Source organism: Pseudomonadota bacterium (assembly GCA_036141575.1).
Taxonomy (GTDB): Bacteria; Pseudomonadota; Alphaproteobacteria; order UBA2136; family JAPKEQ01; genus JAPKEQ01.
Window position 1 is genome coordinate 230,467 of record JAYZXF010000017.1, and the last position, 25,914, is coordinate 256,380.

General features: G+C 46.1%; 28 protein-coding genes and 3 tRNA genes. 16 read left to right on the forward strand and 15 right to left on the reverse strand.

Features of this window, described 5'->3' with window-relative positions:
* Positions 1 to 19: 19 nt before the first annotated feature.
* Positions 20 to 388: a heavy metal-binding domain-containing protein gene (locus VX730_08755; protein MEC9292478.1), complete on the reverse strand. Its 369-nt coding sequence runs from the start codon at positions 386 to 388 to the stop codon at positions 20 to 22.
* Positions 389 to 503: 115 nt separating this feature from the next.
* Positions 504 to 755, reverse strand: a complete 252-nt coding sequence (locus VX730_08760; protein ID MEC9292479.1) for a GlsB/YeaQ/YmgE family stress response membrane protein — start codon at positions 753 to 755, stop codon at positions 504 to 506.
* 96 nt (positions 756 to 851) lie between these two features.
* On the opposite strand from VX730_08760, the gene VX730_08765 reads away from it, so the two are divergent.
* The gene (locus VX730_08765) at positions 852 to 980 is read left to right on the forward strand and encodes a hypothetical protein (protein MEC9292480.1); all 129 of its coding nucleotides are present in this window, start codon (positions 852 to 854) and stop codon (positions 978 to 980) included.
* A gap of 15 nt (positions 981 to 995) precedes the next feature.
* Here VX730_08765 and VX730_08770 read toward each other — a convergent pair.
* Positions 996 to 1,072, reverse strand: a tRNA-Pro gene (locus VX730_08770).
* A 137-nt stretch (positions 1,073 to 1,209) separates the two neighbouring features.
* Here VX730_08770 and VX730_08775 point away from each other — a divergent pair.
* Together VX730_08775 and VX730_08780 are read left to right on the forward strand one after the other, a co-directional pair.
* A complete protein-coding gene (locus VX730_08775) occupies positions 1,210 to 2,067 on the forward strand; it encodes a hypothetical protein (GenBank protein MEC9292481.1) in 858 nt (285 codons plus the stop codon).
* 26 nt (positions 2,068 to 2,093) lie between these two features.
* Positions 2,094 to 2,687 (forward strand): FecR domain-containing protein, encoded by a 594-nt coding sequence (locus VX730_08780; GenBank protein MEC9292482.1) that lies wholly within the window; start codon positions 2,094 to 2,096, stop codon positions 2,685 to 2,687.
* A 39-nt stretch (positions 2,688 to 2,726) separates the two neighbouring features.
* Here the strand turns inward: VX730_08780 and VX730_08785 are convergent, their stop codons facing one another.
* Positions 2,727 to 3,260: a YgjV family protein gene (locus tag VX730_08785; protein MEC9292483.1), complete on the reverse strand. Its 534-nt coding sequence runs from the start codon at positions 3,258 to 3,260 to the stop codon at positions 2,727 to 2,729.
* 379 nt (positions 3,261 to 3,639) lie between these two features.
* On the opposite strand from VX730_08785, the gene tig reads away from it, so the two are divergent.
* Positions 3,640 to 4,980 (forward strand): trigger factor, encoded by a 1,341-nt coding sequence (gene tig / locus VX730_08790; protein ID MEC9292484.1) that lies wholly within the window; start codon positions 3,640 to 3,642, stop codon positions 4,978 to 4,980.
* 171 nt (positions 4,981 to 5,151) lie between these two features.
* Positions 5,152 to 5,811 (forward strand): ATP-dependent Clp endopeptidase proteolytic subunit ClpP, encoded by a 660-nt coding sequence (gene clpP, locus VX730_08795; GenBank protein ID MEC9292485.1) that lies wholly within the window; start codon positions 5,152 to 5,154, stop codon positions 5,809 to 5,811.
* A 61-nt stretch (positions 5,812 to 5,872) separates the two neighbouring features.
* Here the strand turns inward: clpP and VX730_08800 are convergent, their stop codons facing one another.
* The 4 genes from VX730_08800 to VX730_08815 form a co-directional block, all read right to left on the reverse strand.
* Complete coding sequence (locus VX730_08800; protein ID MEC9292486.1) at positions 5,873 to 6,385, reverse strand: septal ring lytic transglycosylase RlpA family protein; 513 nt, start codon at positions 6,383 to 6,385, stop codon at positions 5,873 to 5,875.
* 81 nt (positions 6,386 to 6,466) lie between these two features.
* A complete protein-coding gene (locus VX730_08805) occupies positions 6,467 to 7,909 on the reverse strand; it encodes a methyl-accepting chemotaxis protein (protein MEC9292487.1) in 1,443 nt (480 codons plus the stop codon).
* Between the two features lie 291 nt (positions 7,910 to 8,200).
* Positions 8,201 to 8,758 carry a non-canonical purine NTP pyrophosphatase gene (locus VX730_08810; protein MEC9292488.1) on the reverse strand — a complete coding sequence of 186 codons (558 nt, stop codon included), beginning with the start codon at positions 8,756 to 8,758 and terminating at the stop codon, positions 8,201 to 8,203.
* 100 nt (positions 8,759 to 8,858) lie between these two features.
* Positions 8,859 to 9,314 carry a TerB family tellurite resistance protein gene (locus tag VX730_08815; protein MEC9292489.1) on the reverse strand — a complete coding sequence of 152 codons (456 nt, stop codon included), beginning with the start codon at positions 9,312 to 9,314 and terminating at the stop codon, positions 8,859 to 8,861.
* A gap of 310 nt (positions 9,315 to 9,624) precedes the next feature.
* Between VX730_08815 and VX730_08820 the strand changes: the two genes are divergently transcribed.
* On the forward strand, positions 9,625 to 10,824 hold the full coding sequence (locus VX730_08820; GenBank protein ID MEC9292490.1) for a hypothetical protein: 1,200 nt from the start codon (positions 9,625 to 9,627) through the stop codon (positions 10,822 to 10,824).
* 103 nt (positions 10,825 to 10,927) lie between these two features.
* On the opposite strand, the gene VX730_08825 is transcribed toward VX730_08820, so the two are convergent.
* Positions 10,928 to 12,121 carry a phosphoribosyltransferase domain-containing protein gene (locus VX730_08825; protein ID MEC9292491.1) on the reverse strand — a complete coding sequence of 398 codons (1,194 nt, stop codon included), beginning with the start codon at positions 12,119 to 12,121 and terminating at the stop codon, positions 10,928 to 10,930.
* 180 nt (positions 12,122 to 12,301) lie between these two features.
* Here VX730_08825 and VX730_08830 point away from each other — a divergent pair, with 180 nt between their 5' ends.
* The 3 genes from VX730_08830 (at position 12,302) to VX730_08840 (ending at position 14,968) form a co-directional block, all read left to right on the forward strand.
* Positions 12,302 to 13,033, forward strand: coding sequence for a hypothetical protein (locus tag VX730_08830; protein ID MEC9292492.1), 732 nt, complete (start codon positions 12,302 to 12,304; stop codon positions 13,031 to 13,033).
* Entirely contained in the window at positions 13,033 to 14,151 is a 1,119-nt protein-coding gene (locus VX730_08835; GenBank protein MEC9292493.1) for a cysteine protease StiP family protein, read from the forward strand. The genes VX730_08830 and VX730_08835 overlap by 1 nt, the downstream gene beginning before the upstream one ends.
* Before the next feature lie 118 nt (positions 14,152 to 14,269).
* Positions 14,270 to 14,968, forward strand: coding sequence for a hypothetical protein (locus tag VX730_08840; GenBank protein ID MEC9292494.1), 699 nt, complete (start codon positions 14,270 to 14,272; stop codon positions 14,966 to 14,968).
* 40 nt (positions 14,969 to 15,008) lie between these two features.
* Here the strand turns inward: VX730_08840 and VX730_08845 are convergent.
* The 3 genes from VX730_08845 to VX730_08855 all read right to left on the reverse strand — a co-directional run bounded on the left by VX730_08845 (position 15,009) and on the right by VX730_08855 (position 16,696).
* A tRNA-Met gene (locus VX730_08845) sits at positions 15,009 to 15,085 on the reverse strand.
* Positions 15,086 to 15,104: 19 nt separating this feature from the next.
* The gene (gene rpmB, locus VX730_08850; GenBank protein ID MEC9292495.1) at positions 15,105 to 15,413 is read right to left on the reverse strand and encodes a 50S ribosomal protein L28; all 309 of its coding nucleotides are present in this window, start codon (positions 15,411 to 15,413) and stop codon (positions 15,105 to 15,107) included.
* 131 nt (positions 15,414 to 15,544) lie between these two features.
* Positions 15,545 to 16,696: a phosphatase PAP2 family protein gene (locus tag VX730_08855; GenBank protein ID MEC9292496.1), complete on the reverse strand. Its 1,152-nt coding sequence runs from the start codon at positions 16,694 to 16,696 to the stop codon at positions 15,545 to 15,547.
* Positions 16,697 to 16,752: 56 nt separating this feature from the next.
* On the opposite strand from VX730_08855, the gene VX730_08860 reads away from it, so the two are divergent.
* Positions 16,753 to 18,303 carry a glycosyltransferase family 39 protein gene (locus VX730_08860; GenBank protein ID MEC9292497.1) on the forward strand — a complete coding sequence of 517 codons (1,551 nt, stop codon included), beginning with the start codon at positions 16,753 to 16,755 and terminating at the stop codon, positions 18,301 to 18,303.
* Positions 18,304 to 18,381: 78 nt separating this feature from the next.
* The gene (locus VX730_08865) at positions 18,382 to 19,557 is read left to right on the forward strand and encodes an NnrS family protein (GenBank protein MEC9292498.1); all 1,176 of its coding nucleotides are present in this window, start codon (positions 18,382 to 18,384) and stop codon (positions 19,555 to 19,557) included.
* Here VX730_08865 and VX730_08870 read toward each other — a convergent pair.
* A complete protein-coding gene (locus VX730_08870) occupies positions 19,554 to 20,246 on the reverse strand; it encodes a DUF1223 domain-containing protein (protein ID MEC9292499.1) in 693 nt (230 codons plus the stop codon). The genes VX730_08865 and VX730_08870 overlap by 4 nt on opposite strands.
* 167 nt (positions 20,247 to 20,413) lie before the next feature.
* On the opposite strand from VX730_08870, the gene VX730_08875 reads away from it, so the two are divergent.
* A complete protein-coding gene (locus VX730_08875; protein MEC9292500.1) occupies positions 20,414 to 20,983 on the forward strand; it encodes a LemA family protein in 570 nt (189 codons plus the stop codon).
* A 5-nt stretch (positions 20,984 to 20,988) separates the two neighbouring features.
* Positions 20,989 to 21,981 carry a M48 family metallopeptidase gene (locus VX730_08880; protein ID MEC9292501.1) on the forward strand — a complete coding sequence of 331 codons (993 nt, stop codon included), beginning with the start codon at positions 20,989 to 20,991 and terminating at the stop codon, positions 21,979 to 21,981.
* Positions 21,982 to 22,017: 36 nt separating this feature from the next.
* Here the strand turns inward: VX730_08880 and VX730_08885 are convergent, their stop codons facing one another.
* Both VX730_08885 and VX730_08890 read right to left on the reverse strand, forming a co-directional pair.
* Complete coding sequence (locus VX730_08885) at positions 22,018 to 22,656, reverse strand: hypothetical protein (protein MEC9292502.1); 639 nt, start codon at positions 22,654 to 22,656, stop codon at positions 22,018 to 22,020.
* A 359-nt stretch (positions 22,657 to 23,015) separates the two neighbouring features.
* A tRNA-Ser gene (locus tag VX730_08890) sits at positions 23,016 to 23,105 on the reverse strand.
* Positions 23,106 to 23,262: 157 nt separating this feature from the next.
* On the opposite strand from VX730_08890, the gene VX730_08895 reads away from it, so the two are divergent.
* The 3 genes from VX730_08895 to VX730_08905 all read left to right on the forward strand — a co-directional run bounded on the left by VX730_08895 (position 23,263) and on the right by VX730_08905 (position 25,843).
* Entirely contained in the window at positions 23,263 to 23,958 is a 696-nt protein-coding gene (locus VX730_08895) for a M48 family metallopeptidase (GenBank protein MEC9292503.1), read from the forward strand.
* A gap of 412 nt (positions 23,959 to 24,370) precedes the next feature.
* Positions 24,371 to 25,453, forward strand: a complete 1,083-nt coding sequence (gene dusB / locus VX730_08900; protein ID MEC9292504.1) for a tRNA dihydrouridine synthase DusB — start codon at positions 24,371 to 24,373, stop codon at positions 25,451 to 25,453.
* A 69-nt stretch (positions 25,454 to 25,522) separates the two neighbouring features.
* Entirely contained in the window at positions 25,523 to 25,843 is a 321-nt protein-coding gene (locus tag VX730_08905; GenBank protein MEC9292505.1) for a helix-turn-helix domain-containing protein, read from the forward strand.
* The last annotated feature ends 71 nt before the right edge of the window (positions 25,844 to 25,914 follow it).

Genomic DNA, 25,914 nt, shown 5'->3' on the forward strand with positions numbered 1-25,914 from the left:
CTGTTCAGTAAAAGTGGAGTTACTTTGTGAACTTAATTGCAGTTCCTTCAGCTTTCATGCGCCCCCATGAGTCAAGTGCAATGCCTGAGTCATAAGTCACATCAATCACAGCATCTGCATCTAGCTTTTTCGCTTCATGAGAAAGAATGATATTTGCTTGCTCTTGTGTTGGGTTTTTGTGGAAAGCAGTTAGTTTTTTGATAGATGCCTTAACAGTGCCAAGCTCATCGTATTTTTTACCAGTTACATCAATGCCAATTGGAAGTAGGTTTGCAGTATGTGCAGGTAAGGCATCTGTTGAGTCAAAGCTCATATCTGAGTTTGTACGGTAAGAAGAGCAGCCAGAAAGGGCAATTAGGCATACAGCTAAGGTAAGTTGTTTTTTCATTTTTTAAGACCTCTTTAGGGTTGTGTTTGCAGGTATGATAGGTGATGGATAGAAAATGTCTAGAGGGGAATATAAAAAAGCGCCTTAGTAAGGCGCCTTTTATGCATAAAGCAGCTTATTTTTTCTTCTTTTTAAGGAAGTCGATAATCCATAGAAGGAGAACAGCACCAAGAGTCGCTGTAATCATGCTACCGATAATACCTGAACCAAGGCTAATACCTACAAGGCCAAGTGCAAATCCACCAATAACACCACCAACAATACCGATGATAATGTTTTTAACCATACCGTGGCCGAAGTCTTTCATGATGTTGCCAGCAAGCCAACCTGCGACACCACCAATAATCAATGAAACAATAAGAGACATTTCATCTATCTTTCTATTATTTAAATATATCGGAAGGGATGTTAGCAGGGGGAGAAGTATGAGGATATAAAAAACGCCCAAGAGGGTGTTCTTTTAATGGTCGGGGATAGAGGATTGCCAGTCGCTTTGCTCCTTGCGCTTTACATGCGTAAAGCTTACGGGCGCTATGCTTTTGAACCAGAGGTTCTCATCCACCCACTCAAACCATCAAAAAAGCACCCATAAAGGGTGCTCTTTTAATGGTCGGGGATAGAGGATTCGAACCTCTGACCTTCTGGTCCCAAACCAGACGCGCTACCAGGCTGCGCTAATCCCCGACGGACTGAGATGTTTTATCGCAATCCCTGCATTCTTGCAACGACTTTTTTTGCCCTTTTTGAAATTCTTTAAAATTATCGTGTAAAAGCGCTGTTTTTCTATATCATATCTACAGATTTAAAAAGGGAATACCGTATTGGAAACACTTCTTCAAAGCCAATTTATTGTAATGCTGATTCTGTTTTTGTGCGCGTTTTCACGCCCAATTGTTTTGCGTCCAGTTGCAAGGATGCGCCGCGCAGGTGATGCAGCTTACTTTATTGGTCTATGGATGTGTATTGGTGCGCTGGCGATGATGCCGTTTTACTGGGATGAAACTGTGCATGCTTCAACGCTGTCTCCAGTTATTTGGCTCGTGTCTTTCTTTAAAGGGTTTACCTTGTGGTCAACTATTGTGATTATGCAGAAGATCCGTACGCACTCTTCATCAAGTGCAGAGTTTAGAGGCATGATGACGATTGCTGTGCTGGCTTGTATGAACATGTTCCTTGGTGAGGCTTTAAGTGGCCTTCAGTGGGTGAGTGTAGGGCTTCTATTTGTGCTTGGCCTGTTCTTTACGGTAAAAGGGCACCTATCCGAACTTCCAAAAGAGTACAAATGGCTTTTCTTCCTTCTCATTTTTATCTCGGCACTACCAGGTGTAACGGATCAAATTGTGCTTTCAGAAGCACACTGGTATGTTCATTTCGCACTTTCTGGCTTTGGGATTTATTTCACGTCTCTCTTTATTGGACGTAGCCGCATGCCGATTCTGGAGCGTCTATCCGATAAAAGTGCAATGATTGCAGGTGTTACATGGTTGATTTCTGAGGCGATTATTCTAAGCCTTCTTGTCACTTATATCCCTGTGACTCTTGCTGTTATGGCGATGACAATGTCTGTACCGCTGACAATGCTGATTTCCTCAGTTTTCTGGGGAGAAGGGCGCTGGCAGCAACAGGCTCTTATTGGTGGACTCTCTTACCTTGCGGTTCTGCCAATCATTTGGGGATAACTTCGCCATGTGCTACCCTTTTGGGTATGAAAACGATTTTTACATTTATGTTTACGCTACTTCTTCCATGCATCGTGTGGGCCAAGGGCGATGTGATTGGGTATGTGACTAAAATTGAAGGTGGTGCTTACACAGTAGATGGCATGCAGCTTCGTAAAGGCGCAGAGATCTTCCAAGAAGATATGATTACAACAAGCTCTAACGGTAAGGTTCTTGTACGCCTTCTTGAAGGGACTGAGCTGACTGTTGGTAGCAACTCTGCGATTTCTCTAGAAGACTTTAAACTTGAAGAAGATAAGCAGATTCTTAAAGTGCTGAAAGGTGCTTACCTATACGTAACAGGTAAAGGCAAAAAACAAACGTCCCAGCGTGAGATTAAAACTGAGTTTGCAACAGTGGGTATCCGCGGCACAACGGTATGGGGCGGCATGCTTGAGACGACATGTGAAGTGTTTGTTGTAGATGGTGAAGTCTCTGTTAAGAGTGATGGTGGAGAAGTGATTCTAAAGCCGGGTGAAGGTACAGCGACAGCGTCTATGTCTATGGCACCAACACCAGCGAAGAAATGGCCTGAGAAGAAAGTAAAGCGTGCTGTAGCAACAGTAACCTTTGCTGAGTAAATTAGATCTGTATGAGAAAGCGCCCTTCGGGGCGCTTTTTTACTGCGAGGCTGATATGTTAAAAGTTCCAGTATTTCTGTACGCCTTGTAAGCGTAGTAGCTTACAGTCACGAGGTGAACAGCAGCCATAATGGCACATGTCACCATCATTGTGTGCATGCCTGTTAGGTATGAGTGCATGATCCATAGAATTTGTGACAGGATAACGAAGCTACGGTACGCATAAAAGTTATCACGATTTTTCTGAGAGAAGGCGATAGAAGTTGCTGCAAATGCAATAAGAATATCATAAGGGAATTTTAAATAATAAAGTGTTGCACCCCAAACAAGGCTCAAGCTAGCAATCATCGCGTAGCGTAATACTTTATCAGATGCGTAAATAGCGCATACAGCTCGAATGGTATTTAATGTAATAGAAAGCGCGCCCACCCATTGCATAGAAAGCGTATAAAGCAGAATATTAAAACATTCACCAATTGTTGTAATTTTCATTGTGTTACGCGGAATTCTGCACAAGGGTGCAATCAGGTAAATCACCAGTGCTGCCCAACCCAAGTATTGAATGTTTTCCATGGTTTTCTCCTACCCTAAAACATCATGCCTTAAAAATTTATGAGCCCTTGAAAAAGCATGCAGTGCAAAAAAGTGACAAGAAGCTGTCAGAACCTACAAAAAGCTTTACAAATACACATAAATCAGTAGGCTATGGGCCAGTGCTGAATAAATAAATCAAGTACGCAGTGCGAGGCAGTTGCCGAGCCAAAAGCTTCAGAGCTTTTGAGCGGTTTAAAACAACTCAAAAACAGGGTGTAGACACTGTTTTTAAAAAGACTAAGTTTTAAACCAAGATAAATTTTGCGGAGGCATTTTATTTTATGAATTTAATATTCAAAAAATAAAGGGCAGGGAGCAAAAGAAGAGAATTTTTAAAAAGAAGGATGGGGTAAACCGCATGCAACAGGCCGAAATGCCAATGGACATTAAAGTAGAAGAAATTAGCGAACTTGAGCGTCGTGTCACTGTGACGATTCCTGCTGAGGAAATCGATAAAATGGCTGATGCACGTTTTGGTTACCTAGCTCAAACACAAAAGATTGACGGTTTCCGCCAAGGTCACATTCCTGTAGACGTAATCCGCCAACGTTTTGGCTCTAAAGTTTATGGTGAGCTTAAAGAGCAAATCATCCAAACAACTGCTATGGACGCACTTAACAAGAACGAAATCCGCGCTGCCGGCATGCCAGCCATTGAAGAGGCTGGTGAAGTTCTTGCAGGTCAAGCAATGTCTTACACAATGAAGGTCGACCTTTTCCCAACAATCGAACCTAAAGGTTTTGAGGGTCTAAAGCTTGAGCGTGAAACTGCTGAGCCAAACGAAGATCTAGTAAACGGCGTTATCGATCGTCTACGTGACATGCGTAAGACATTTGAAGCAAAAGACGGTGCTGTAGAAGCAGCTGACCGTATTACGCTGAACGCAACAGGTATTCTAGAAGGCGAGAAAGAAGCTTTCCCTGGTGGTGAAATGAAAGACCAAACAGTTGAGCTAGGTCAAGGCATGCTTATCCCAGGTTTTGAAGATCACATCGTTGGTATGAAAGCAGGCGAAACAAAAGAGTTCACACACGCATACCCGAAAGACTTCCATAATGCTGAGCTTGCAGGCAAGAAATCTACATTCACTGTTGAAGTGACAAAGGTTGAATCTGTAACACTTCCAGAAATTGATGAAGCTTTCGCTAAAGAATCTGGTGCAGACTCTGTAGACGCTCTTAAGACACAAATTACAGAGCACCTCACACGTGACCTGCAAAACGCTTCAGAGCAACGCCTAAAGCGTACAATGTTTGATAAACTAGATGAGAAGAACGCATTCACAGTCCCATCAGGTCTTGTGGACATGGAGTTCAATAGCATTTGGAATCAGCAACTACAAGAGCTACAACAGCGCGGCATGGGCCTTGAGCACATGGGCAAGAGCGAAGATGAACTTCGTGCTGAGTACCGTGGTCTTGCAGAGCGCCGTGTACGTCTAGGCCTTCTACTTGCTGAAATCGGTAAAGTACAAGACATCCAAGTGAGCGATGCTGAAATCGATGAAGAAGTTGCTAAAATCTCTGCACAGTTTGCAGACCGTAAGGACGAAGTAGAGAAGTTCTACGCAAACCCAGAGAAGCGTAACCAAATCGCTGGTCCACTTTACGAGAAGAAAGTGACTGACTGGTTGATGAGCAAATCTGAGATCAAAGACAAGACTGTTGATCCGAAAGAGCTTATCCAAGAACTTGGTTAATAGACCTCTATAATAAAAACACCCCGCAATAGCGGGGTGTTTTTATGCATAAAGGCCGCACCCCCTTAAGCATTAAAGAGGACGGGCATTTGCAAACGCCCCAATGCAAGCTATACTGAGGTATTATTAAGTTTTAATTACTGGCTCAAGAATAAGAAAGAAACAAACGCCATGACATTTAGATCATTTCTAGAAAATCACACAGACCCATCAATGAGCGGGCTTGTCCCAATGGTTGTGGAGCAGTCTCCACGTGGAGAGCGTGCTTTTGATATTTACTCACGCCTTCTTAAAGAGCGTGTGATCTTCCTAACAGGTCAAGTTGAAGACCATATGGCAAACCTGATTGTGGCGCAGCTTCTGTTTCTTGAGAGTGAAGATCCTGAGAGCGATATCTCAATTTACATCAACAGCCCTGGTGGCGTAGTTACAGCTGGTTTCGCAATCCACGACACAATGCAGTTCATCCGTCCAGACGTAGCAACAATCTGTATTGGTCAAGCGGCAAGCATGGGTGCGTTCCTTCTGGCTGCTGGTGCAAAAGGCAAGCGTTATGCTCTGCCTAACTCACGTGTAATGATTCACCAGCCACTAGGTGGTTTCCAAGGGCAGGCGAGTGACATTGAAATTCACGCCCGTGAAATTCTAGAACTTAAAGACCGCTTGAACCAAATCATCGCTGATAACACAGGCAAAGATAAGAAGACTGTTGCGAAGGACACTGACCGTGACAACTTCATGACTGCTGAAGAAGCGAAGAAATACGGCCTTATTGATGAAGTGCTTGAGCACCGTGACGGCGCTAAGCCAAAGGCAACTAAGAAGAAGTAGTTCTTTATATACTGCAAAAGAAAAGGAGCCCACACAGGGCTCCTTTTCATACTGCTCGATTTTACATCTTACGGGTTTCAATCCCGCGGCCTGGCCAGTGTGGGCACAGGTCGGTGTTTTCCACCAGACGAATTTCTACGTCCATGGTTCCTTTATCAGTGTCTTGCAGTTTCGCAAAAGCGCCCATGGAAAGGTCCAAGACGCGGTCATATTTTGCAAAGCCGCCGGTATCGTTGATCCGGACGAAAATGCTTTCGCCAGTTTCAATACGGGTGACCAGTGCACAGCTGTTCAGCGGAAGGTTGTTCGACGCCGCTGTCATCAGCGTTGGGTCGAAGACTTCGCACTTGCCGTCCCAGTAACGAACACAGGTCTGGAGAACTTCCTTTACTGCGTTTTCACCGTAGTAGCTGGATTCACCAGCGTCGTCGGCTTCAGGTTGCGTTTCAAGGATGATTGCCTTGTGTGCTGCCAACATTTCATCTTCGTCCATGTAGGCGAAGGTCAGAAAGGTAGCGCTTGCAACGAGAAGAAGAAAAGCGGTCATTGCCGCACGTTTGATCCATTTGATCATTGGATTGCCTCAAAAGTTAAAGATACTCGATAAGTAAAGTTATGGGGGCATTTGCCCCCATTTTCAAGTGTATGAATCAAATTAAATGATGTCTTTAATCGAGCGGATAAACGCACCCACTTTAATCTGTAGGCGGCTGGCTGTTTCACCAACGTCGTCTGTGCTTTGCTCAAGCCTAAATGCGTCGTCTCCAACCATTTGCGCCATCTGAATCACTTCGCTCATGTCAGCATTAATCTGAGAGGTCGCAGAGGTCATCTCTGTCACGCTGCCACGAATACTACCCGTAATGTGGCTTTGCTCTGTTACGGCTTGGCTCACTTGGTGGGCAATAGAGTTTGTCTCTTCAATCGTTTGTGCTGTCATTCTAATCGAGTCAGACATTTGCGATGTAATATCTTGGATAGATTCAATCTGCGTCACAATATCTTCTGTGGCTTCGTTTGTTTGGTTGGCAAGGGCACGAACCTCTTCAGCAACCACGGCAAACCCTCGACCTGCATCACCAGCACGTGCAGCCTCAATAGCAGCGTTAAGGGCGAGGAGGTTGGTTTGCTCAGCAATATCACTAATCAGCTCAACAACGCTTCCAATCTTCTCTACTTCTTTACGCAGGTCATTTCCTAGGCGGCTGTTGGCGTGAGACTGCTCAATTGCTTGGCCTGCAATGCTGTTAGATTGGTCAACCTGCTTACTGATCTCTGTAGCAGCTGTGGCCATCTTCTCAATTGCTGATGAAAGATGTGTCATTGTTTCTGTGCTCTTTTCAGTGGCAATAGAAACGTTCTGAATATTCTCAACAGAAGCAACGGCGCGCTTTGTCATGCCGCCTGTGAGGGTCTTACTATCGTTAGAGCTCTCAACCACTTGCTTAAGGAGGTTTTGTACATCACTGAGGAGAAGGACTGTCTTGCGGTTATCTGTGTTGCGCATACGAGAGCTGATCATACCGCCTGCAAATACCACAGCCATAATAGCGAGAACACCAAATAGAAGTGTGTTTTGTGCCCGCTGTGCTTGGTCTTCAAATAGAGTGAGGCTCATATCAGATGAGTTCATAGCACCTTTTTGATGGGCCGTAATACCATTCTCAATCAGATCAAACGTTTTAAGAATTTTACCGTCTAGGTAAACGCCAGCTTTATCCTTTTCACTGTTACGCAGCAGTTTAAAGTATTCATCGTAAGAGGTTTTAAGCTCTTTAGTTGGGTTGGCAAGCTCATTAGAGCCCATACTGAGGGCAAGGAGAATGCTTTTATCAACCTCTTTGTTCAGCTTTGTATGGAGCTGATTGCGCATATCTGCATCGCTCACACCCTTAGCTTTTAAAATGTCTGCTTTTTGCGTCTCAATCATCAGGGTAAATTCAGCGTTTTGTGCCATCTTTTTTGTGCCCATACGGTACACATCTCTACCGGCATCACCGAGGGCACCAACCGCAAAGTAGGAGAGGGTAGAAAGAACGATAAGGCCCGCAATGCTTAGCGCAAGCAGCCCATGCTGACGTAGAAACACTTGAATCATGAAACTCACAAATTTTTATTGTTTTTATATTTGGAAACCATAGTAGCAAAAAACGGGCCTATTTAACAAAAAAAAGGGCGGGCAAATAATTGCCCGCCTTAAGCCCATAGAGTGCCCACATGAAGAGGGGGAAGTAAAAACTGTACAGCACCCTATCTCGCTGAGATCAAAACCAACTAAACCCTAAACACCATGTCAATTAGTTCCAGCCTCTTGTAATTAAGTTATGGTGTTGGTTTTCCGCCATTTCAAGTGGGGGAAGCAACTTTTTTTTACATACCTCGCCAAAGCCTACTGTGAGCTTAGAAATTCAGCAAAATCTCTATAATGTTGCAGCTGCTCAACCCAGTACTTTTCAAGCTTTTCCTTAGGGGCTGTGCCGACTGTTTCCGTAAAACCCGGTAAAATGAGGATATTATCAATGCTAGAACGCTCTCCAGAGGCTTCAGTTGCCAATGTGGCCTTCTGCTCAGATGTGAAGGTTACAGGCTCGCTGCCCGGTGCACAGTAAGCCAGACACTCTTTAACCGTTACACTGCGGTTCTCATGATCTTTCATCATATTGAGAATGTCATTGCTGGTCAGTGTATCATTCACATGCTTGACCAGCGGACCCGGAAAGCCCTTAAGTGCCTCAATGTAAAAGCCTGCATCTGTCACAATAACAGGGGCGTCCAACGTGGCTGCTGCAAAATAAGCAGAGAAGGCGGCCACATCCTCCACCTGAAGCGATTGTACCTCGGGTGTCTCAATTGCTTTACGACTCACCAAAATGCCGTAGCCACCCAGAATATCCTGAGCTGTTTTCCACTTCTGATCATTACCAGTAATATATGTAATATTTTTCATAAGGGGGATTGTAGCAATAAACAGAAAGCAGGGCACAAGAAAAAATGGAAGCCGTGAGGCTTCCATTTCTTGAATCGATTTGCATCGGAGTCTGGGTGGTTTAAATACCCAGATCGGCCGGGTTGATACCAACCAGCTTTGCGAAGTCGGAGATCAGTGCCTTTTCGTCGTCGTCGAAGTCGCCGTCGGCGCCGCCGATCGCACAGCCGATGGCCAGAGCATACTGCTGCTTTTCGTTGTCGAGCGCTTTCAGCAGTTTCTGGGTTTCCATCTTGCCGATCGCAGGAGCGATTTTCCATTTGCCGACACCGGCGGAAACTGCGTCCATGATCTCGTCGTCGCCATAGGCCTTCAGCTCTTCCATGTCGCGCATGACCGCAACCAGAACCTGAACTTCGCTGTCGTCGATGGAGCCATCAGCTGCAGCAACGCCGGCGCCCAGGAATGCACATGCTTTCAGATAGTCCGGACCCAGGTGGCGGTTGCCTGCGGCTTTTGCACCCTGAACAACACTGTCGAAAGCTTTGGAAGCATTTTTGAAGAGTTTACCAAACATGAGATTCTCCTTGAGGTTTGGTGGAAGTGATTTGCACGCAGCGGAATTGCCTTGTGCGGTGATACTGCTTTGAGCACACGCGCGTGTGAACTCTCACAATCAATGTGTCATCTAGAGGATGCCGTTAAGCAACTTAGATTAAACGTTAATTAAGATATGTGCCGTAGCAGATGACCAACATATAAGACGGTCAATGGAAGCCGTCAAGTGTTGAATACAATTTTTTTGCATTTTTTTTACTTTTTCTAAAAAAGGCTAAAAAATATAGAGGTTTCCCTTGTATTGTTTGTATACAGAGGCTATAGTCTGGATGCTTTATGATTTTGTATACTTTTTTTCGCATGCTTCCTTATATAGGGAAGCGACTTTTCCTCCCACTTGGCACGAAAGGAGATCTTCTGTGCTACACTTTATCAATACACTTCCCTTTCTGTGGCAACTCGCCGTTTTGGCAGTTGTGTTTGGGGTGGTTACGGTAGGCATTGCCTGGGTCTGTAACTTCTTTGAAGACGCTGCTGATTATCTCGGACGTAACATGCCGCCGGGCGTAAAAGGGGCAACCTACTATGCGATGGGGTCCTCAATGCCCGAGTTCTGGACAACTATGGCTCTGCTTTTCTTCATTGTTTCTCCGGCATCTTTTGCCGCGGGGATCAGTGTAACGGCGGGTTCGGCTGTCTTTAACGGCAACATCATTCCGATGCTGTCGATCATGGCTGTCATGTCGCCGTTCTTGCTGCGCATTGCTACCTTTGGCATTGTGTCGGTTGTGGCCGGTGAAAAGATCTCTGAAATTGAGATTGACCGTAAAGCCATGCTGCGTGACGGTATTGCACTGATCATTGCTGAAGCAGCGCTGATTGTTGTTCTGGGTTTTGAGACCCTGACAATTTGGGCAGGTGCAGGCCTTGTTGGCTTGTATATTCCTTATGTGCTCTACATGTGGTGGCAAGCCAAAAACCACACGGTTGAAGAAGCAGAAGAGGATGATGACGAGGATGATGACGGTGAGCCGATGACCACAGGTAAAGCCTGGCGTTGGCTGATCCTGAGCACTGGTGCTCTGGTTGTTCTTTGCTTCGTCCTTGGTGAAGGCATCATGGAAAGTGCTCATGTCATGGGCGTTCACCCGATGGTGACCGCACTGATTCTGGGTGCTGCAGCTTCGTCTGTTCCGGATACAATCCTGTCTGTTAAAGACGCTCTGAAAGGCAACTATGAGGATGCTGTGGCCAACGCATTTGGCTCCAACACCTTTGACATCTGTATTGCTCTCGGCCTTCCGCTGCTGATCTTTACCGCTGTCAATGGCTCCATTGCCATGCCGACAGATGCTGACATCCAGTCGCTGCGTATTGCTCTTCTGGTGGTTTCAACTCTGACCGTTATGGTTCTATTGATTCCGCGCAAGATCAAGCTGGTTCACGGCTTCATGATGGGGCTTCTGTACATTGCATTCGTGGGCTATGCCCTGAACAATGAACTGAACTGGGTCACCTTGCCCTTCTAAACGAAACAAGAAACACCCCCGTAACAGGGGGTGTTTTTTTACACTGTATATACCCTTATATAGAAAAACCCCCGCATAAAGCGGGGGAAATTCCTATCGTTTATCAGGCTGCAGCCACGTTCATGATCTGGGTAGGTGCAACCACCCGCAAAGGTGGAAGATTGCTCACAGCACCGCGCTCAGGCAGAACCATCGGCACCAAATCAGGAATCACTTCCCGCAGGCCCGAAACTTCGGCTTGTTCCTGGTTTTCATAGCAAACCAGACAGGCACGCCCCATCATGGGAACATTGTACAGGTAGTTCACAGGGCTGGTATTGTCGCCATATGTCCCGTTGAATGTCACCTTGTTCTCAATGGCATCGCCAAGGGCAATTGGGGTGCGTGTGGTTGCCAAAAACTTGACGTTGTGGCCAAGCCATTCCAGGCGTTCTGCAAACAGAAACGGTTCGAACGTGAATTCGGCCGTGCCCACCACCAGCAGCGGTACCTGAGGCTGTTCAAAGCCGCGGGTATCATATTGGATGGTCTGATGAGGCATCAGCAGGCCTGTACGGCCCGTGTCCAAACGTGCATTGGAGCTGGAGATTTCACTCTCAGTCCGTGTCGGCAGGTCTGCTTTGTAGTTCGGGTTCTTCTCAAACGAGAATTCGCCGGCCAGCAGGTTGCGGAACACGGTGGGGCAGGGCATCGTTGCAGCGATTTCCTGTTCCCGTTCTTCGGAGATCCAGCTGATGAGAGACATGATCGTGATGCGCTCCACAGAGGGCATACGCTCGGCCACCTTTTCAGCAAGCAGGCTGATGGTGCGGCCGGTGGTCATCTCGTCATCAATCAACACCAAGTGTTTGGCGCGGTTGAACATCTGCTTTTTGTAGCCCTGAGGCTCATACAGAATGTGATTGGGCGCATGGCTGTGAACCTCGTCAAAGGTACACAGGATCTCCTGATCGACAGCTTGCCGCGTGCTGTACATGTACAGAACTTGCGGATGAGACATGCGATGGCTGAGGCTGTCTGCCACGCCGGCGCCGAGGCCCGTTGCTGCTTCGCCAAGCCCAATGATGAGCGTCGGCTCATGCGGCTGGTCAATCATGTTGGCCAGATTTTCATAGGCTTGACGCATCTTGGACGGCTGGCAGGGGATGTGCTTGCCCATCACTTTTGAAACAAAATAGAAGCCACGCTTGGGATTTTCACGCGAGGCAAAGGTGATCAGCTGATCCATCGGCATCGCTTGATGGCGAAGGGAAATGCTCATTTCACCAGATTGGATGGTATTCTGAAAAATCGTCATAGGACGACTCCTTTATCCAGAGGGAAAAATGGAAGGGTAAGATTCAATAGTGAAAAGACAATACAATATCTTGTATACAATGTAAATGGTTTTTTTACGCACTTGAAATAAATCCGCCTTGTTCCTATATAAGGCCTACAACTCACCTATCTTTACTTTTTGGAAAAAGGAAACTCCCCCATGACCACATGGATCTTTGTGGATTTGGATGACACGTTCATGCAAACCAAAAGGAAATGTCCGCCTGAGGGGCCGCTGTTTACCGCAGCGCTCGACAGGCATGGGAACGACTGCAACTTCCAAACCATGGAACAGCTGATGTTCTGGCAGCACCTCAATGCTATGGGTACCGTGGTACCTGTAACCTTGAGGGATCGTGTGCGTACAATTGACCGCATGAAGCTGAACTTCTCCTCGTACAAGATCATCAACTCTGGTGCAACCCTCTTGGATGCAAACAACCAGATTGATGCCGCTTGGCAGGATCACATCGGCAAAGAGCAAGAAGAATGGGCAGCCAAACTTCATCAGGTTCTTGCAAGCTTTGAAAAAGAGCTGAAACACCTGGAAGCCGATTGTCGTCTTGAACTTGTTCATGACTTTGGTGTGCCGCTGTATATCACCATGCGTGGTGATGATGCATCTGATGTAGATGCAGTGGCAAGACATCTCTTTCATAATTTCTGGCCAATCAATTCTGGCCTGCATATTAATGGAAGAGGGGCATCGTTCCTCCCGCCGTGCGTTCGTAAAGAGCGCGCAACGCAGTTCCTTATGGACAACATCCAACAACAGAGCAGGCAAACGCCTCTCTTCATCGGTGCAGGAGATAGCTTGACGGATCTTCCGTTCATGCAGCTGTGTCACTACACCATCGTTCCCCCAAAATCTCAAATCATGGAGCATATCTAATGACTCAATCCCAAGCACTCCGCCTGGAAAACCCGCTGCCGTTCTCTGGTAGCTATCACCCGTCTGATGCCATCTTCCTGCTGCGTCCCATTCCCATGCCCGAAAAGGCTGTGATGGACGCCAGCGCACGGGAAAAGGCCATTCAGTCCGGCAAGGCACACTACAGCGAAACCATTCCGAAGGAAGGGGCGCCGCTGCCTGAATACATGACTCTGTTCAACCAGATGCATGAGCGTTACAAAGAGCGCATGGCTGCAGAAATTCTGCGGCTGGCCGAAGAGGTGAAGCAGCGCCGTGGTACCACGGTCACCATCCTCTCGCTTGCGCGGGCCGGCACACCCATTGGTGCGCTGCTCCAGCGGGCTCTGCGTAACAAAGCCTACAAAATGGACGTGGCGCACTATGCGGTTTCCATCATTCGTGACCGCGGTCTGGATGAAGAAGCCATTCGCCATGTGCTGGAAGTTGAAGGTCGTCCGGCGGAGAGTATCATCTTCGTTGACGGCTGGACTGCCAAAGGCGCCATCACCCGTGAACTGAAAAGCGCTGTTGCCAAATGGAACGCCGAAAACACCGCACAGATCTCTGATGAGCTGTATGTGGTTTCGGACATTGGCGGCACTGCTGATGTTTGCGCCACCACCGATGACTACGTAATGCCTTCGGGTATTCTCAACTCGGTGGTGTCGGGTCTGGTTTCGCGCTCAGCTCTGATTGACATGAAACCCGGCAGCTTCCACACCTGTGTCTACTACAGCCACCTGCAGCCGCATGACATCTCCACCAAGTTCTTGGATGATGTGCATCAGCAAATGTGGCGTGTGCAAACGGCGCCGGCCGTAACTGCGGATCGGGATGCCCGTCACCAGGAGGTGATGGCGTATCTGGAGAATGTTCAGCGCACCTATGGCGTGAGCGACCTGAACCGCATCAAGCCCGGCATTGCTGAGGCGACGCGGGCGCTGCTGCGTCGGGAACCTGACATCCTGATGCTCAAGGACCCGAACGACGTGAACGTTCAGCACTCGCTGCTGGCCGCACAGGCGAAAGGCATTCAGGTCATCACTGACCCTAACATGCCCTTCAACGCGCTGACGCTCATCCGTGACGTCACCTAAAACGAAACTGAAAAAGGCCCTGCAAGGGGCCTTTTTTGTTGTACAAAGATAATGCCTGCATCTTATAGTTGTTTTTTTGATGTAAGCGCTTTAATGAAACAAAAGGAGAGGACGACAATTGGGATGCAAAAATATTAAAAAGGAAAAATTGAGTCCAGAAGGCTGGGAATGCAGGTCTGTGGTCAATAAATCAAGTGGACAAGTTATTTATAGCTATTTTTTCAAAAGAAAGCGGGTTCCTCATAAATATATAAAAACTCAAATAGCTAAAAGAGCTGTTGGCTACACCTTATTAAAGAAAGATATTAAAAATATTAAATATTGGGCTAACTTATCTCAGGCTATGCATGAAGAAAATGGCCATGATTTCAGCCAAAACTTCCAGAGAAGCAGCGAAATATACACAGACTTAAATTTGAACCTGAAAGCTATCCTTGTTGCAACGGTAACATTTTATGGGAAACTATTTACAACAGCAGATGGTAGAAAGGTTAAACTCGAGAAGAAGATGTTTTCTGGTGAAATGCTTGATACTCATAATAGATTAATGGGTTTTAGAAATCATTTTGCAGCTCATAGCGGTGATGAAGGTATTGAGTGGGCAAGACTAGCATTTGCTATTTCGAAAAAGAAAGGAAGTTTTTCAGCGCCATATATTGGAACAGAGCTATTTCAACCATCATCAGTGCATTTTGAAGATAAGCACTTTGAATTATTTGATTTCATAGAAAAGCATATTGATACAAAGAGAGAGCAAGTCATGCAAAAAGTACTTGATGCTGAACTAGATAAAATTGGTTTAACTCTAATAAAATGAAAAAGGACTTAATTAGAAATGATTAAGTCCTTGATCTAATTGGTTGCGGGGGCAGGATTTGAACCTACGACCTTCAGGTTATGAGCCTGACGAGCTACCGAGCTGCTCCACCCCGCGGTAAACGATTTAGAAAAGCTTACTTTTCAGCTGATTCAGCTTCAGTACGCTTGATGATAAGCTTACGAAGGCGAGTCGCTTCACGTGAGAACGCTTTTGTGTTGCGGTTCTTAACGTTACGCATGAACTCATCTAGGCCACCGAACTTATCGATAGTACGCATAGCGTTTGTGCAAAGGCGAAGACGAACTGTCTGGCCTAGGATTGGGCTAGCGAAAGATTTCTCTTGTAGGTTAGGCATGAAGCGGCGCTTTGTGTGCACGTTAGAGTGAGACACGTTGTGTCCAGACATTGGGCGCTTACCAGTGATTTCACATACTTTAGCCATAATCTTTATCCTTAATTTATTCAGTGCCCCGAGGGCTGAATTAAAACTTCTTTTCGGCGTGTTTCCGCCAGTAACAAGTGCTTTTACCGAACTGAGGCCTGAATGTCAAGCCTCAAATTCGGGAAAATGCGTTATTTTTGCTCTTCTGAGCTCTTCATTGGGTATCTTCCAATAGGGGTGTGGTCAATATATCCCACATTAGGATTGACGTGGAATGTGTACCATTCGCCAACAATGTTCATTTGTGTGTAGCGTCCAATGACGATCTTCATCGGGTTCTCGTCACTTTTAGGGATACGAATACGCTCACCCGCTTTAAGACGTACGTCAGCGCTTTCACACTTCATCTTTCTAAAGAGACCAAAACCTGTATCCATAGACACCTTCATTTGGCTTTCTGAGAGCTTAACGTTACTAATAGGGGCGCCAGCACCTGTAACCGTTGCCTTAAAGTAGCTTTCATCATTATCAGCAAGGATGTTGATGTGGTCACATGTAAAGGTGAGGTCATATCTATCAGAAATAGGCTCAATAGATACATTGATTCTAAAGTCATTAAAGAGAACGACACATAGAGCTGCTAGACCGAGAACAGGGAGAGTGATCTTATTGCTGAGATCTCTGTTTGCAAAAATAGGTGTTACAAAGGCTGCTGTTCCGATCACAAACACGTAAGCCCAGATGTTATCTGTTAAGAAGTGGGCACCAAGTACCATGCGGCTGTAAGCAATAAGGCCTGCGTAAGCTGTACCTGCTGCAAAAACAATCATCGCGGCTTTACGACGACGTGCACCCCATAGTGCAAAGAAAGGTACGGCAAGCATCGCTGCTGTAGCTGTATGACCACTTACAAATGACTTACCAACGATTTCAGCGGCGTTGCCTTTAGTTGTGATTGTTGCGTCAAGAGTTCCTTCAGTCAGCACGGTATCGCGTGGGCGAGGGCGCTCAACAAAGTCTTTTGTAATCACACTACAGATAAGCCCTGTACCAATTGCCATTGTCACAATCCATGCAGCAGCGGCTGTGCGCAGCATTTCTGACTTGCGGCGCAGCGGCACAATGATTGTGTAAACAAGAGAGAGAAGGGTGATGAGCATCACTGGCCATGTACCGTATTGGCGAAGGGTCCAGCTCAAGCTATCATCAGGGTTGTAAATGTGAGTTGCGATTTGGTTTTCGTAACCATAATGCATCACGACCCATGTGAGAATCATAGCCGCAGCTACCATAGGAAATACGAAACATAGCCCGCATTTGAAATCGTCTTTGTTTTGTGCCATTCTTTTTCTTGCTCCTTAACAGTGAGATAAAAATAATAATTTTGGGGGACAGCATAATGCCAGCCATTCAATTTATCAAGACGCTTTCTACTTGCCAGAAGGTTCTTGGTGCAACTCTTATCTTCATGCTCTTGAGGCTTCTTTATATAGGGCTTGGCCCACTAGATCTTGGGCCTGATGAAGCACAGTACTGGGATTGGTCGCGTACCCTTCAATTAAGCTATTACAGTAAGCCAGCCATGGTGACATGGATTCATGCGCTATTTGCGAACACATTTGGCCTGATTGGTATTTCAGGTGAAGTGCTTGTACGTTTGCCAGCAGTGCTTATTCATGGTTTGAGTGCGATGCTTGTGTATAAACTTGCAGCCGATTTTAAAGGCGAGAAGGCGGGTGTATGGGCCTTTGCCATGTATCAAGTTGTTCCTATTTTTGCAGCTGGTGGCCTTCTTATGGTACCGGATGTTGTGACAGGCCTGTTCTGGCTAATGGCTCTTGGTATGCTCGCTAAGATGGATTGGCATTGGACAGATAAGCCTCTTAAGCCATTTATTATGCTTGGCCTTGTAATTGGTCTTGCGGGCCTTTCTAAGTACAGTGCAGGTATCTTTTACCCACTACTCTTCCTATTCCTTCTTGTGGATGAGAACCGTCGTAAGTGGCTATTCCACTCACACATTTACGTAGCAGGTTTAACATCTCTTATTGTAATGCTTCCTGTATGGATCTGGAACTACCAAAACGCAGGTGTAGGCCTTAAGCACCTTGCTGGACAAGCTGGTGGTGAGTCTGGCTCTAAATGGATGGAAACCATGCCTGAGTTTCTTGCAGGGCAAGCTGGCGTATGGGGCGGCATTCTCTTTATTATGCTTCTTATGGCATGGTGGTGCACTAAGTGTAAATCTTGCAAAAAGGATGAGAAGGCACAGCTATACTTCTGGATGAGTTTCCCGATCTTTGCCATCTTCTTTGTATTGTCATTTAGCTCAAAAGTACAAGCCAACTGGCCAGTGCTTGCATGCCTTGGTGGTGTGATCCTTCTTGCAGGCTACATTGCTGATAGAGGTAAAGTGGCGAAGAAATTTGCCATTGCAGGTATTCTGCTTGCGGCCTTTGTGACATCTGCTTTGCATGACACATCTATTATGCGCGCAACGTTTAAGGTTGTGGGCGCAGAAAGCGCGATCCCTAAGAAAGACCCAATGGTGACTCTTAAAGGTTGGGAGACAACAGCGCACATGATTGATGTTTTGAAATCTCGTATTGCTGGCGACCCTGTTGTCATGGTGCGCAGCTACGGTGACGCTGCAGTACTCAGCTACTACCTAAAAGGTCAGCCACGTGTTGCTTACGCTAACCCAGGTGGTAACCGTATGAACCAATACGACCTATGGGAATGGCCTGTAGAGCAAATGAAGCAGAATCTTACTATGTTTGTAGTTGATGCGAACCGTGTTCCACCACGTGTAGCAAGCCTGTTTGCGTCTTGTGGTTTCATGCAGCGTATTGTTGTGACGGATGCAAATAACATCCATCTGCGTAACCGCAATGTCTTTCTGTGTGGAGGATATAAGGGCGGTCGACCAGAAATGGCCACAACTTACTAAATAGAAGCCCCCAGCTGGGGGCTTTCTTATTCCTTAAAACAGGAGTAAGGTGAGGGCGTAATAACAAAGGAATTTTTCATGAAAGCCTTACCAGTCCTGTCTATCGGTTTTAGGCCATTCTTTTTACTCGCGGCTCTTTATGCTGTTCTATCCATTGTGCTATGGGTGCTGACTTATACTGGCGCTCATGCCCTACCTACATTATGGAACCCTGTGCTGTGGCACGGCCATGAGATGATCTTTGGGTTTACCATGGCAGTGGTTGCTGGTTTTTTGCTGACTGCTTCAGCTAACTGGACAGGACAGCCGCCCGTACGCTCATGGACACTGCTCGGCCTTGTTGTGCTTTGGATGGCTGGTCGCGCTGCTATGTTGAGTGACTTTCTACCGGCTCATTATGCGGCTATTATTGAGGGGGCGTTCCTTCCTGCTGTTATTCTCAGCCTTGCGCCTATGCTTATTAGGGCTGAGCAGCTCAGGAACATGGCCTTTCTTGTTATTCTTACTCTCTTCACGCTCCTCAACATTGGCATCCACTTATCTGTTCTTGGTGTTATAGAAACCTCAGCAAGCAACCTTCTATATCTTGCGGTGCATGTTGTTATCTTTCTTATCGCTGTGATTGGTGGGCGCGTTCTGCCATTCTTTACACGTAATGGCCTTACGCAACGCGGGCATGATATAGAGATCAAAGCTTTCCCGTATATAAATGAAATATCGTTGAGCATTTTGCTTGTCACGTGCCTCTATGGCTATATAAGTGCTTTCTCAGGCGTCGTGTTTGGTATCCTTGCGCTTTGTACATCTGCATTGCACCTTGCAAGGCTTACTCAATGGAAAAGTCACAAAACATTGAGCGTGCCTATCATTTGGATTCTGCATTTTGGCTACTTTTGGCTGGTACTAGGGTTTTTCCTAGAGGGCCTTTATGCGCTTGGCGTGCTGGTTTCTTTCCAAGCCGTTTTACATACATTTACCATTGGCGCGATTGGCACCATGATTCTCGGCATGATGACACGAGTCTGCCTTGGCCATACAGGCAGACCCATTGTTTCACTCAAATCTATGGTTATAGCTTATGTTCTTTTGCAGGGAGCTGCTCTCTCAAGACTTATTGGAGAAACAGTATTGGTAAATTACTATACAGAGTCTGTACAGGTATCAGGCTACCTATGGGCAGCTTCTTTTGGACTCTTTGCTATCAGATATGCACGAATGCTTCTTACCAAGAGACCTGATGGTAAAAGCGCTTAAAGATTGTTCGCTGAAATAATCTGCCTCTGTCCAGGCTTTTGAATCAAGATCGCGTAGCCTTCGCTTTTACCGCGCGGGATATTAAACGTCTGTGCACTACCGTCCCAAGTGCCAACTTTATAGAATCGATCTACAATATTTACGTTGGTCAGCTTGCGGTTACGGTTTTCACCGCGCAGCACATCTGTGCGTTCATGCGGGGTATATTCAACAGCAATAATATCGCCATTGCCTTCACCCGCACCAATGCTCACGGTAATATCTTTGGCATTCTGAATCAGCGTTACATCAGGGCGTTCATCAAGCATTTTTACTTCTGTATGTACGGCGGTAAATACGTCATTCTTGTATGAACCCACCATCTCACGCTTACCATTAATAACGGCTTGTGGCGTGTAGATACTGCTGCGTCCAAATACCTCGCGGTATTTACGCTGCCTTTGGGTGTTTTCTTCTGATGAAAACGGATCTTCCCAGCCAATGTAGTTCCAATAGTCAACGTGGAAGGAAAGCGGAAGTACTAGCTTTTCGTGTCTTTCGGAGAGCTCTTGTAAAACTTTATCTGCTGGCGGACAAGATGAACACCCTTGCGATGTGTATAACTCAACCACAATCTTGGATTTCGGGGCTGCTTCTGCATATGCAGTCCCGCCTGCAAGGCTTGCTAAAATCGCCAGCATGTACTTCATTATTATCCTTCCACGTATTCTTTCAGGGTCTACATACTTATACGGGACTGCAACAGTACTGGTTACAAACCTTTTTGAAAAAATGACACGCCCTTGCTTAGACCTTTGTGTGTGCTACACTTTTTGGGCATTAAGCACTTAATAATAAAAGAACAGGTTTTATACTTATGGAATTTTCATTCAGCACAATTTTTTGGATCGCGCTTGCGGCCATTGCAGCTTACGGCGTATTGATCTACAACCGCTTGGTTGCGCTGAGACAAACACGTAAAAACGCATTCAGTGATATCGATGTTCAGCTGAAACAACGCTACGACCTTATCCCGCAACTTCTAGAAACCGTTAAAGGCTACATGAAGCATGAAGAAAAGCTTCTCACAGAAGTAACAGAAGCCCGTACACGTGTTGGTAAAGCAGGGAGCATGGATGAACGCGTAGCTGCGGAAGGCATGCTTGGCGGCGCGATGATGAACCTTTTTGCTGTAGCTGAAAACTACCCAGACCTGAAAGCAAGTGAGAACTTTAAAGAGCTACAAACTGAAATGAGCGATATTGAAAACAAGATCGCTGCAGCGCGCCGTTTCTTTAACAATGCTACAAGTGAACTCAACACCTATGTAGAGCAGTTCCCGAACGTTCTTATTGCACGCATGATGAACTTCCAGCAGCAGGCTTTCTTTGAGCTGAACGCTGATGAAGCTGAAGCAGCGCACAAAGCACCAAAGGTTGAGTTCTAATACACATGACACAATACGCATCTGTTGGCCTTAAGCAGCATATCTGGAAGAACAATACCCGTTCTATTATGCTGCTGTGTGGCTTTCCGCTTCTTATCTTTGTGACCTGCTATCTCATTCTGTCACTCTCTACATTCTGGATTCAGAGTGAAATGGGGCAGGTGGATGCAGGGGCCATCTTTAGCGGTTCGTTCTACACGGTATTGCAATACACGCCACATATTGCTGGGGCGTGCCTTGTTTGGTTCCTGATTGCTTACCGTTTAAACACGCGTATTGTCAATAAAATGGCCAATGCAGACTTGGTGGGTAGAGACAAATACCCAGAACTCTACAACATGCTTGAAAATCTTTGTATCTCTCGCGGGCTACCTATGCCATGGCTTGCTGTTATTGAAAGTGATGCTCTTAATGCTTTTGCAAGTGGTATCAACCGAAATACCTATACAGTCACAGTCACCACAGGCCTTATAGAGGCTTTAGATGATGACGAAATGGAAACGGTACTGGCACACGAACTCACGCATATTATGAATGGTGACGTCAGGCTCCTGATCATCTCTATCGTGTTTGTGGGCATCTTTAGTATTCTTTTAGAGTACATCAGTCTGTTCCACCGTAATAGACGTTACCGCGTCCGCTCAAGCAGTAGTAAAAAAGGCAAGGAGAACCAGTTATTCATCTTTATGATTGTGGCTTATATCGTTCTACAGTTTGCAAGCCTGCTTGCGCTACTGATTCGTTTTTCGCTCTCTCGTAAACGTGAATACCTAGCCGACGCTGGTGCGGTCGAACTCACCAAAAATCCACTAGCCCTCGCATCTGCTCTCGAAAAAATCTCAGGAAAATCTAAAATTGAACACTTGCCAGATGAGTTAGACGCCATGTGTATTGAGCACCCACCATATATGAAAGGCCTCAACTCAGGACTCTTCTCTGTCTTCGCAACCCACCCCCCAATTGAAAGACGTATCCGAATTTTAAGGGGTATGGCTTAAAGAAAAAGCTCCCTCTAGGGGAGCTTTCTCAATCGATTAATTAAAGGGATCTTTGTACTTTGGGTCCGTTGCATAGGCACCGGGATTCTTGATCAACGTATCCCGGAAGCTTTGAAGCGCCTTGCCGTACTGGTTTTCACCAGTCCACGTTTCAGGCTTGAAGATATTGGTATTGTCATATGAAAAGCCAATGCCAAATGCCTTATCCGTGCATGTATAGGCAAGCGCGTTACTACCGCTCAGATCGATAACCTCGTCAAAGAACTTACGGCCTGCATCCGTGCAGTAGTAGGTCAGCAGGATGGTTTGCCACGTATGCGCATGGTTTGCTTCCCAGCGTTCCACGGTAGCATAGGGGACATTGCCAAGGGCCCTTGTCACAAAGCTGTCAGCTGCCAAATGGAGGGACGACCACATAAACCAATCGCCGTCACCATGGGGGCGTGCTTCGTGAATTTTGGTCATAAAGCCTTCATACGTGCTACGGGCTTGCTCTTTAAAGGCTTCGTCACCCGCAAGGCAAGCTGTAAGCTTACGGTAAAGGTAGGCCGTCAAAAAGGATGGGCAGTTCACCTGAGAAGGCACAGGATGCGTAATTGAAAAATCACGCGGTGCCATCAGGCTCATAAAACAGCCTGCGTTACTCAGGACAAAGAAGGGGGAAGGGGCCTGCATAGAGGTCTCCTGTGTTTGAAATTGAAAGAAGATGGGTAGATACTCTTTGTATACACTGAAATATGTAGAATCACAACAAATAAAAAAAAGCCTCCCGAAGGAAGCTTCTTTACGTGGCGGGCACAGAGGGATTGCCAGTCGCTTTGCTCCTTTGAGCTTCACTTACGTTCGCTTACGGGCGCTCTCATAGAGGCTTTGGTTCGTCCTGTTAGTCCTTACCTTGCGCTCTCATAGAGGTTTTGGTTCGTCCTGTTAGTCCTTACCTTGCGCTCTCCATGTTCACTTTCGAACCTTAGGTTCTCATCCCTTTATGAAATGCACACATGAAAAAACCACCCATAAGGGTGGTTTTCATAAACTGGCGGGTACAGAGGGATTCGAACCCCCGAAGGGCGTTAACCCTTGCCGGTTTTCAAGACCGGTGCATTCAACCGCTCTGCCATGTACCCGTCGGCGAGAATAGGGTCGAGAGGGGTATCTGTCAAGCGTGAATTTTCAAAAAATGAAGTTCACTGCCTGAATGCTAGGCAGCAGCTATATAGAGCTCTGTTTTTAATAGGTGAAACTTCAAGTGACAACCTGCGGAAAACCTTATAATATGCGCCTATGTTTGATTACACATTCACAAAGAGCGCGCGTTCAAAAAGCTTTAAGCTCAAAATCAGCCTTGAAAAAGGCCTTGAGGTTGTTGGCCCAAGAGAGCCAAGCGCACGTATGGTGAAAGGTATGTTTCTACATAATGAAGGCTGGATCAAATCAAACCTAGAACGCCTTAAGCACATGCCCAAACCGAAAGATCCTCTGGACGCGTTGCCACCAGAGAAGATTCAATTCCCATGTGGTGAGCTTTGTTACACTGTCCAGATGTTAGAACCTGCTCTTGTGGCGCGTGTAAAAGAGCAGGGGGAAACACTCTATATTACCCCAGATGAAAACGGCCTTTGGCAAGAAGCGCTTTCTAAATGGGTCAATAAACGTGTGCCGAGCATCCTTACGCCAATGCTTGAGGAACTCAGTGAGCGCACAGGCCTTAAGTTTGCTCGTACTCAATACCGTAACCAGAAGACCCGCTGGGCAAGTTGCTCAACCACAGGCACCATTAGTATGAACCGTAGCCTTGTGTTTCTAAGTGAGCCTCTGGTTCGTTACGTGATGATTCATGAGCTTTGCCATACCATCCATATGGATCACAGCCAAGATTTTTGGGATTTGGTTGGGACGCATGACCCGTTCTATAAAAGTTTAGATGCCGAACTCAAAACAGCACGCGCCGATTTTGTACCTGATTGGTATGTGTCTTAGTATTCAGGGCAAGGAATCTATTTTACGGGCTACAGAAGAGTTATATTCTTTTTGATGTCTTTTCTGCATGTATAGCTCTTGAAAGCTTGCTTTTCTTACTTATATTTACCCCTAACTAAGTTTTGTTTCTCTACGAGAGGGCGAACAACGTGAGACAAAAGGTTCAGGCCTTTTGGCGAAATAGCAAAAAAGTTGCTATTTCAAGACAGTAAATCGCGTCGCATTTATTTTTGTAAATTTTATATTTTCAAAATATAAAGGCGGGAAGCGGTAAAGATTAATGTCAAGCTAAAAAATGCACAAAATTTAAGCATAAAGTGCTTGAAAATGAGGCAGGTTTTCAGTAGTGTTGATCACCGTTACTCCGAGTTCGGAAAACACTCAAAACCACCATGAAGAAAGTACGCGCATAATGCAGTCTCCATCTATTGGACACATTGCTCTGGACAACCCGGTCGCCCTAGCGCCAATGTCGGGTATTTCTGATGCGCCATTCCGCCTAATTTGTAAAGAGTTTGGTGCGGGCTGGGTTGTGAGTGAAATGGTCGCTTGTGAAGCGACAGTACGTGAAGACGATATCTCTCGTCAAAAAGCAACTTTCCATGAAGGTCAAGGGCTAGTGAGTGTTCAGATTGTAGGGGCGAACCCGAAGAACATGGCCATTGCTGCACGCGTAAACGAAGAAGCCGGTGCCGAAGTTATTGATATCAACATGGGGTGCCCAGTTCGTAAGATTGTCAACCAGATGTCTGGTTCTGCTCTTATGAAGGACCCTGAACTTGTTGAAGAGATTCTGACAAGTGTTGTTGAAGCGGTAAACATTCCTGTGACCCTTAAAATCCGTACAGGCTGGTCTGAAGAAATGAAGAACGGCGCAGAAATCGCAAAGATCGCTGAGCGTTGCGGTATTAAAAAACTTTCTGTGCACGGTCGCACACGCCAACAAATGTATAAAGGCAAAGCCGACTGGGCTGAAATTAAAAAGATTAAAGATGCTGTGAGCATTCCTGTGATTGCGAATGGTGACATCATTACCCTGAATGATGCAGTCAAAGCGCTTGAGCTTTCAGGCTGTGACGGTGTGATGATTGGTCGTGCAACACAAGGTCGCCCATGGTTCCTTGGACAAGTGGCACATTACCTGCAAACAGGTGATGTCCTTCCAGAGCCTGATGCTGAAACACAATGGAATGTGGTGAAGCAGCATTACAATATGTCTTTGGATCTATACGGGGAAAACAAATGTGTTCGCCTGATGCGTAAAAACATGGGCTGGTACACTAAGGGGTATCCTGGCGGTGCTGAATACCGCAGAGCGATGAATCAGATGACAACAGCTGATGAAGTGCTCGGCCTCACTGAAGAGTTTTACAACACGGCGGTTCAAAAAGGTTTTGTACCTGTGAACCCACACGTGTCTTCTACTGAAGATACAGTAGATACATGCCTGCCTAAAGGCGGTTCCAGCGATAGCTTTAGTGGCTTCGCTTTATAAAGGAAGCTTCCCCATGGAGGGGGAAGTGGATAAACAACAATAAAAATAAGAATAAGGGGAGAAACAAGAATGACAACGACACAACAACAGGCTAAGCCAAGCATTTTTCCAGTTGTAAACGCAAGCGAAGGTATTTCTGAAAACCTTCCAGATGCAGTTAATTCTTGCCTAACACAATACTTCAACAGCCTTGGTGGCATGACACCTGCGCCAGGCCTACATGGTAAAATTATTGAACAAGTAGAAAAGCCACTGATTGAGCATGTTCTACGTTACGCACGTGGTAACCAAATCCGTGCGGCTAAAATCCTCGGTATTAACCGAAACACACTTCGTAAGAAGATCACTGAACTTGAGATTGTGATTCCTAAGAACAACAACCTTCACTAAGAGAAATTTAAAATTTCTTAATGGATACTCCCTTAAACTCGCTAGACAGAGGCGAAAAGTCATGGCTTATA

What these genes read in the sequence shown, in the direction of transcription:
- VX730_08875 (MEC9292500.1), top strand. Translation starts at nt 20,414, where the DNA reads ATGGAATTTTCATTCAGCACAATTTTTTGGATCGCGCTTGCGGCCATT.
- VX730_08815 (MEC9292489.1), bottom strand. Translation starts at nt 9,314, where the DNA reads ATGTTTGGTAAACTCTTCAAAAATGCTTCCAAAGCTTTCGACAGTGTT.
- rpmB (MEC9292495.1), bottom strand. Translation starts at nt 15,413, where the DNA reads ATGGCTAAAGTATGTGAAATCACTGGTAAGCGCCCAATGTCTGGACAC.
- dusB (MEC9292504.1), top strand. Translation starts at nt 24,371, where the DNA reads ATGCAGTCTCCATCTATTGGACACATTGCTCTGGACAACCCGGTCGCC.
- tig (MEC9292484.1), top strand. Translation starts at nt 3,640, where the DNA reads ATGCAACAGGCCGAAATGCCAATGGACATTAAAGTAGAAGAAATTAGC.
- VX730_08860 (MEC9292497.1), top strand. Translation starts at nt 16,753, where the DNA reads ATGCCAGCCATTCAATTTATCAAGACGCTTTCTACTTGCCAGAAGGTT.
- VX730_08825 (MEC9292491.1), bottom strand. Translation starts at nt 12,121, where the DNA reads ATGACGATTTTTCAGAATACCATCCAATCTGGTGAAATGAGCATTTCC.
- VX730_08895 (MEC9292503.1), top strand. Translation starts at nt 23,263, where the DNA reads ATGTTTGATTACACATTCACAAAGAGCGCGCGTTCAAAAAGCTTTAAG.
- VX730_08880 (MEC9292501.1), top strand. Translation starts at nt 20,989, where the DNA reads ATGACACAATACGCATCTGTTGGCCTTAAGCAGCATATCTGGAAGAAC.
- VX730_08830 (MEC9292492.1), top strand. Translation starts at nt 12,302, where the DNA reads ATGACCACATGGATCTTTGTGGATTTGGATGACACGTTCATGCAAACC.
- VX730_08870 (MEC9292499.1), bottom strand. Translation starts at nt 20,246, where the DNA reads ATGAAGTACATGCTGGCGATTTTAGCAAGCCTTGCAGGCGGGACTGCA.
- VX730_08885 (MEC9292502.1), bottom strand. Translation starts at nt 22,656, where the DNA reads ATGCAGGCCCCTTCCCCCTTCTTTGTCCTGAGTAACGCAGGCTGTTTT.
- VX730_08785 (MEC9292483.1), bottom strand. Translation starts at nt 3,260, where the DNA reads ATGGAAAACATTCAATACTTGGGTTGGGCAGCACTGGTGATTTACCTG.
- VX730_08835 (MEC9292493.1), top strand. Translation starts at nt 13,033, where the DNA reads ATGACTCAATCCCAAGCACTCCGCCTGGAAAACCCGCTGCCGTTCTCT.
- VX730_08855 (MEC9292496.1), bottom strand. Translation starts at nt 16,696, where the DNA reads ATGGCACAAAACAAAGACGATTTCAAATGCGGGCTATGTTTCGTATTT.
- VX730_08800 (MEC9292486.1), bottom strand. Translation starts at nt 6,385, where the DNA reads ATGATCAAATGGATCAAACGTGCGGCAATGACCGCTTTTCTTCTTCTC.
- clpP (MEC9292485.1), top strand. Translation starts at nt 5,152, where the DNA reads ATGACATTTAGATCATTTCTAGAAAATCACACAGACCCATCAATGAGC.
- VX730_08865 (MEC9292498.1), top strand. Translation starts at nt 18,382, where the DNA reads ATGAAAGCCTTACCAGTCCTGTCTATCGGTTTTAGGCCATTCTTTTTA.
- VX730_08905 (MEC9292505.1), top strand. Translation starts at nt 25,523, where the DNA reads ATGACAACGACACAACAACAGGCTAAGCCAAGCATTTTTCCAGTTGTA.
- VX730_08755 (MEC9292478.1), bottom strand. Translation starts at nt 388, where the DNA reads ATGAAAAAACAACTTACCTTAGCTGTATGCCTAATTGCCCTTTCTGGC.
- VX730_08760 (MEC9292479.1), bottom strand. Translation starts at nt 755, where the DNA reads ATGTCTCTTATTGTTTCATTGATTATTGGTGGTGTCGCAGGTTGGCTT.
- VX730_08805 (MEC9292487.1), bottom strand. Translation starts at nt 7,909, where the DNA reads ATGATTCAAGTGTTTCTACGTCAGCATGGGCTGCTTGCGCTAAGCATT.
- VX730_08765 (MEC9292480.1), top strand. Translation starts at nt 852, where the DNA reads ATGGTCGGGGATAGAGGATTGCCAGTCGCTTTGCTCCTTGCGCTTTAC.
- VX730_08780 (MEC9292482.1), top strand. Translation starts at nt 2,094, where the DNA reads ATGAAAACGATTTTTACATTTATGTTTACGCTACTTCTTCCATGCATC.
- VX730_08820 (MEC9292490.1), top strand. Translation starts at nt 9,625, where the DNA reads ATGCTTTATGATTTTGTATACTTTTTTTCGCATGCTTCCTTATATAGG.
- VX730_08810 (MEC9292488.1), bottom strand. Translation starts at nt 8,758, where the DNA reads ATGAAAAATATTACATATATTACTGGTAATGATCAGAAGTGGAAAACA.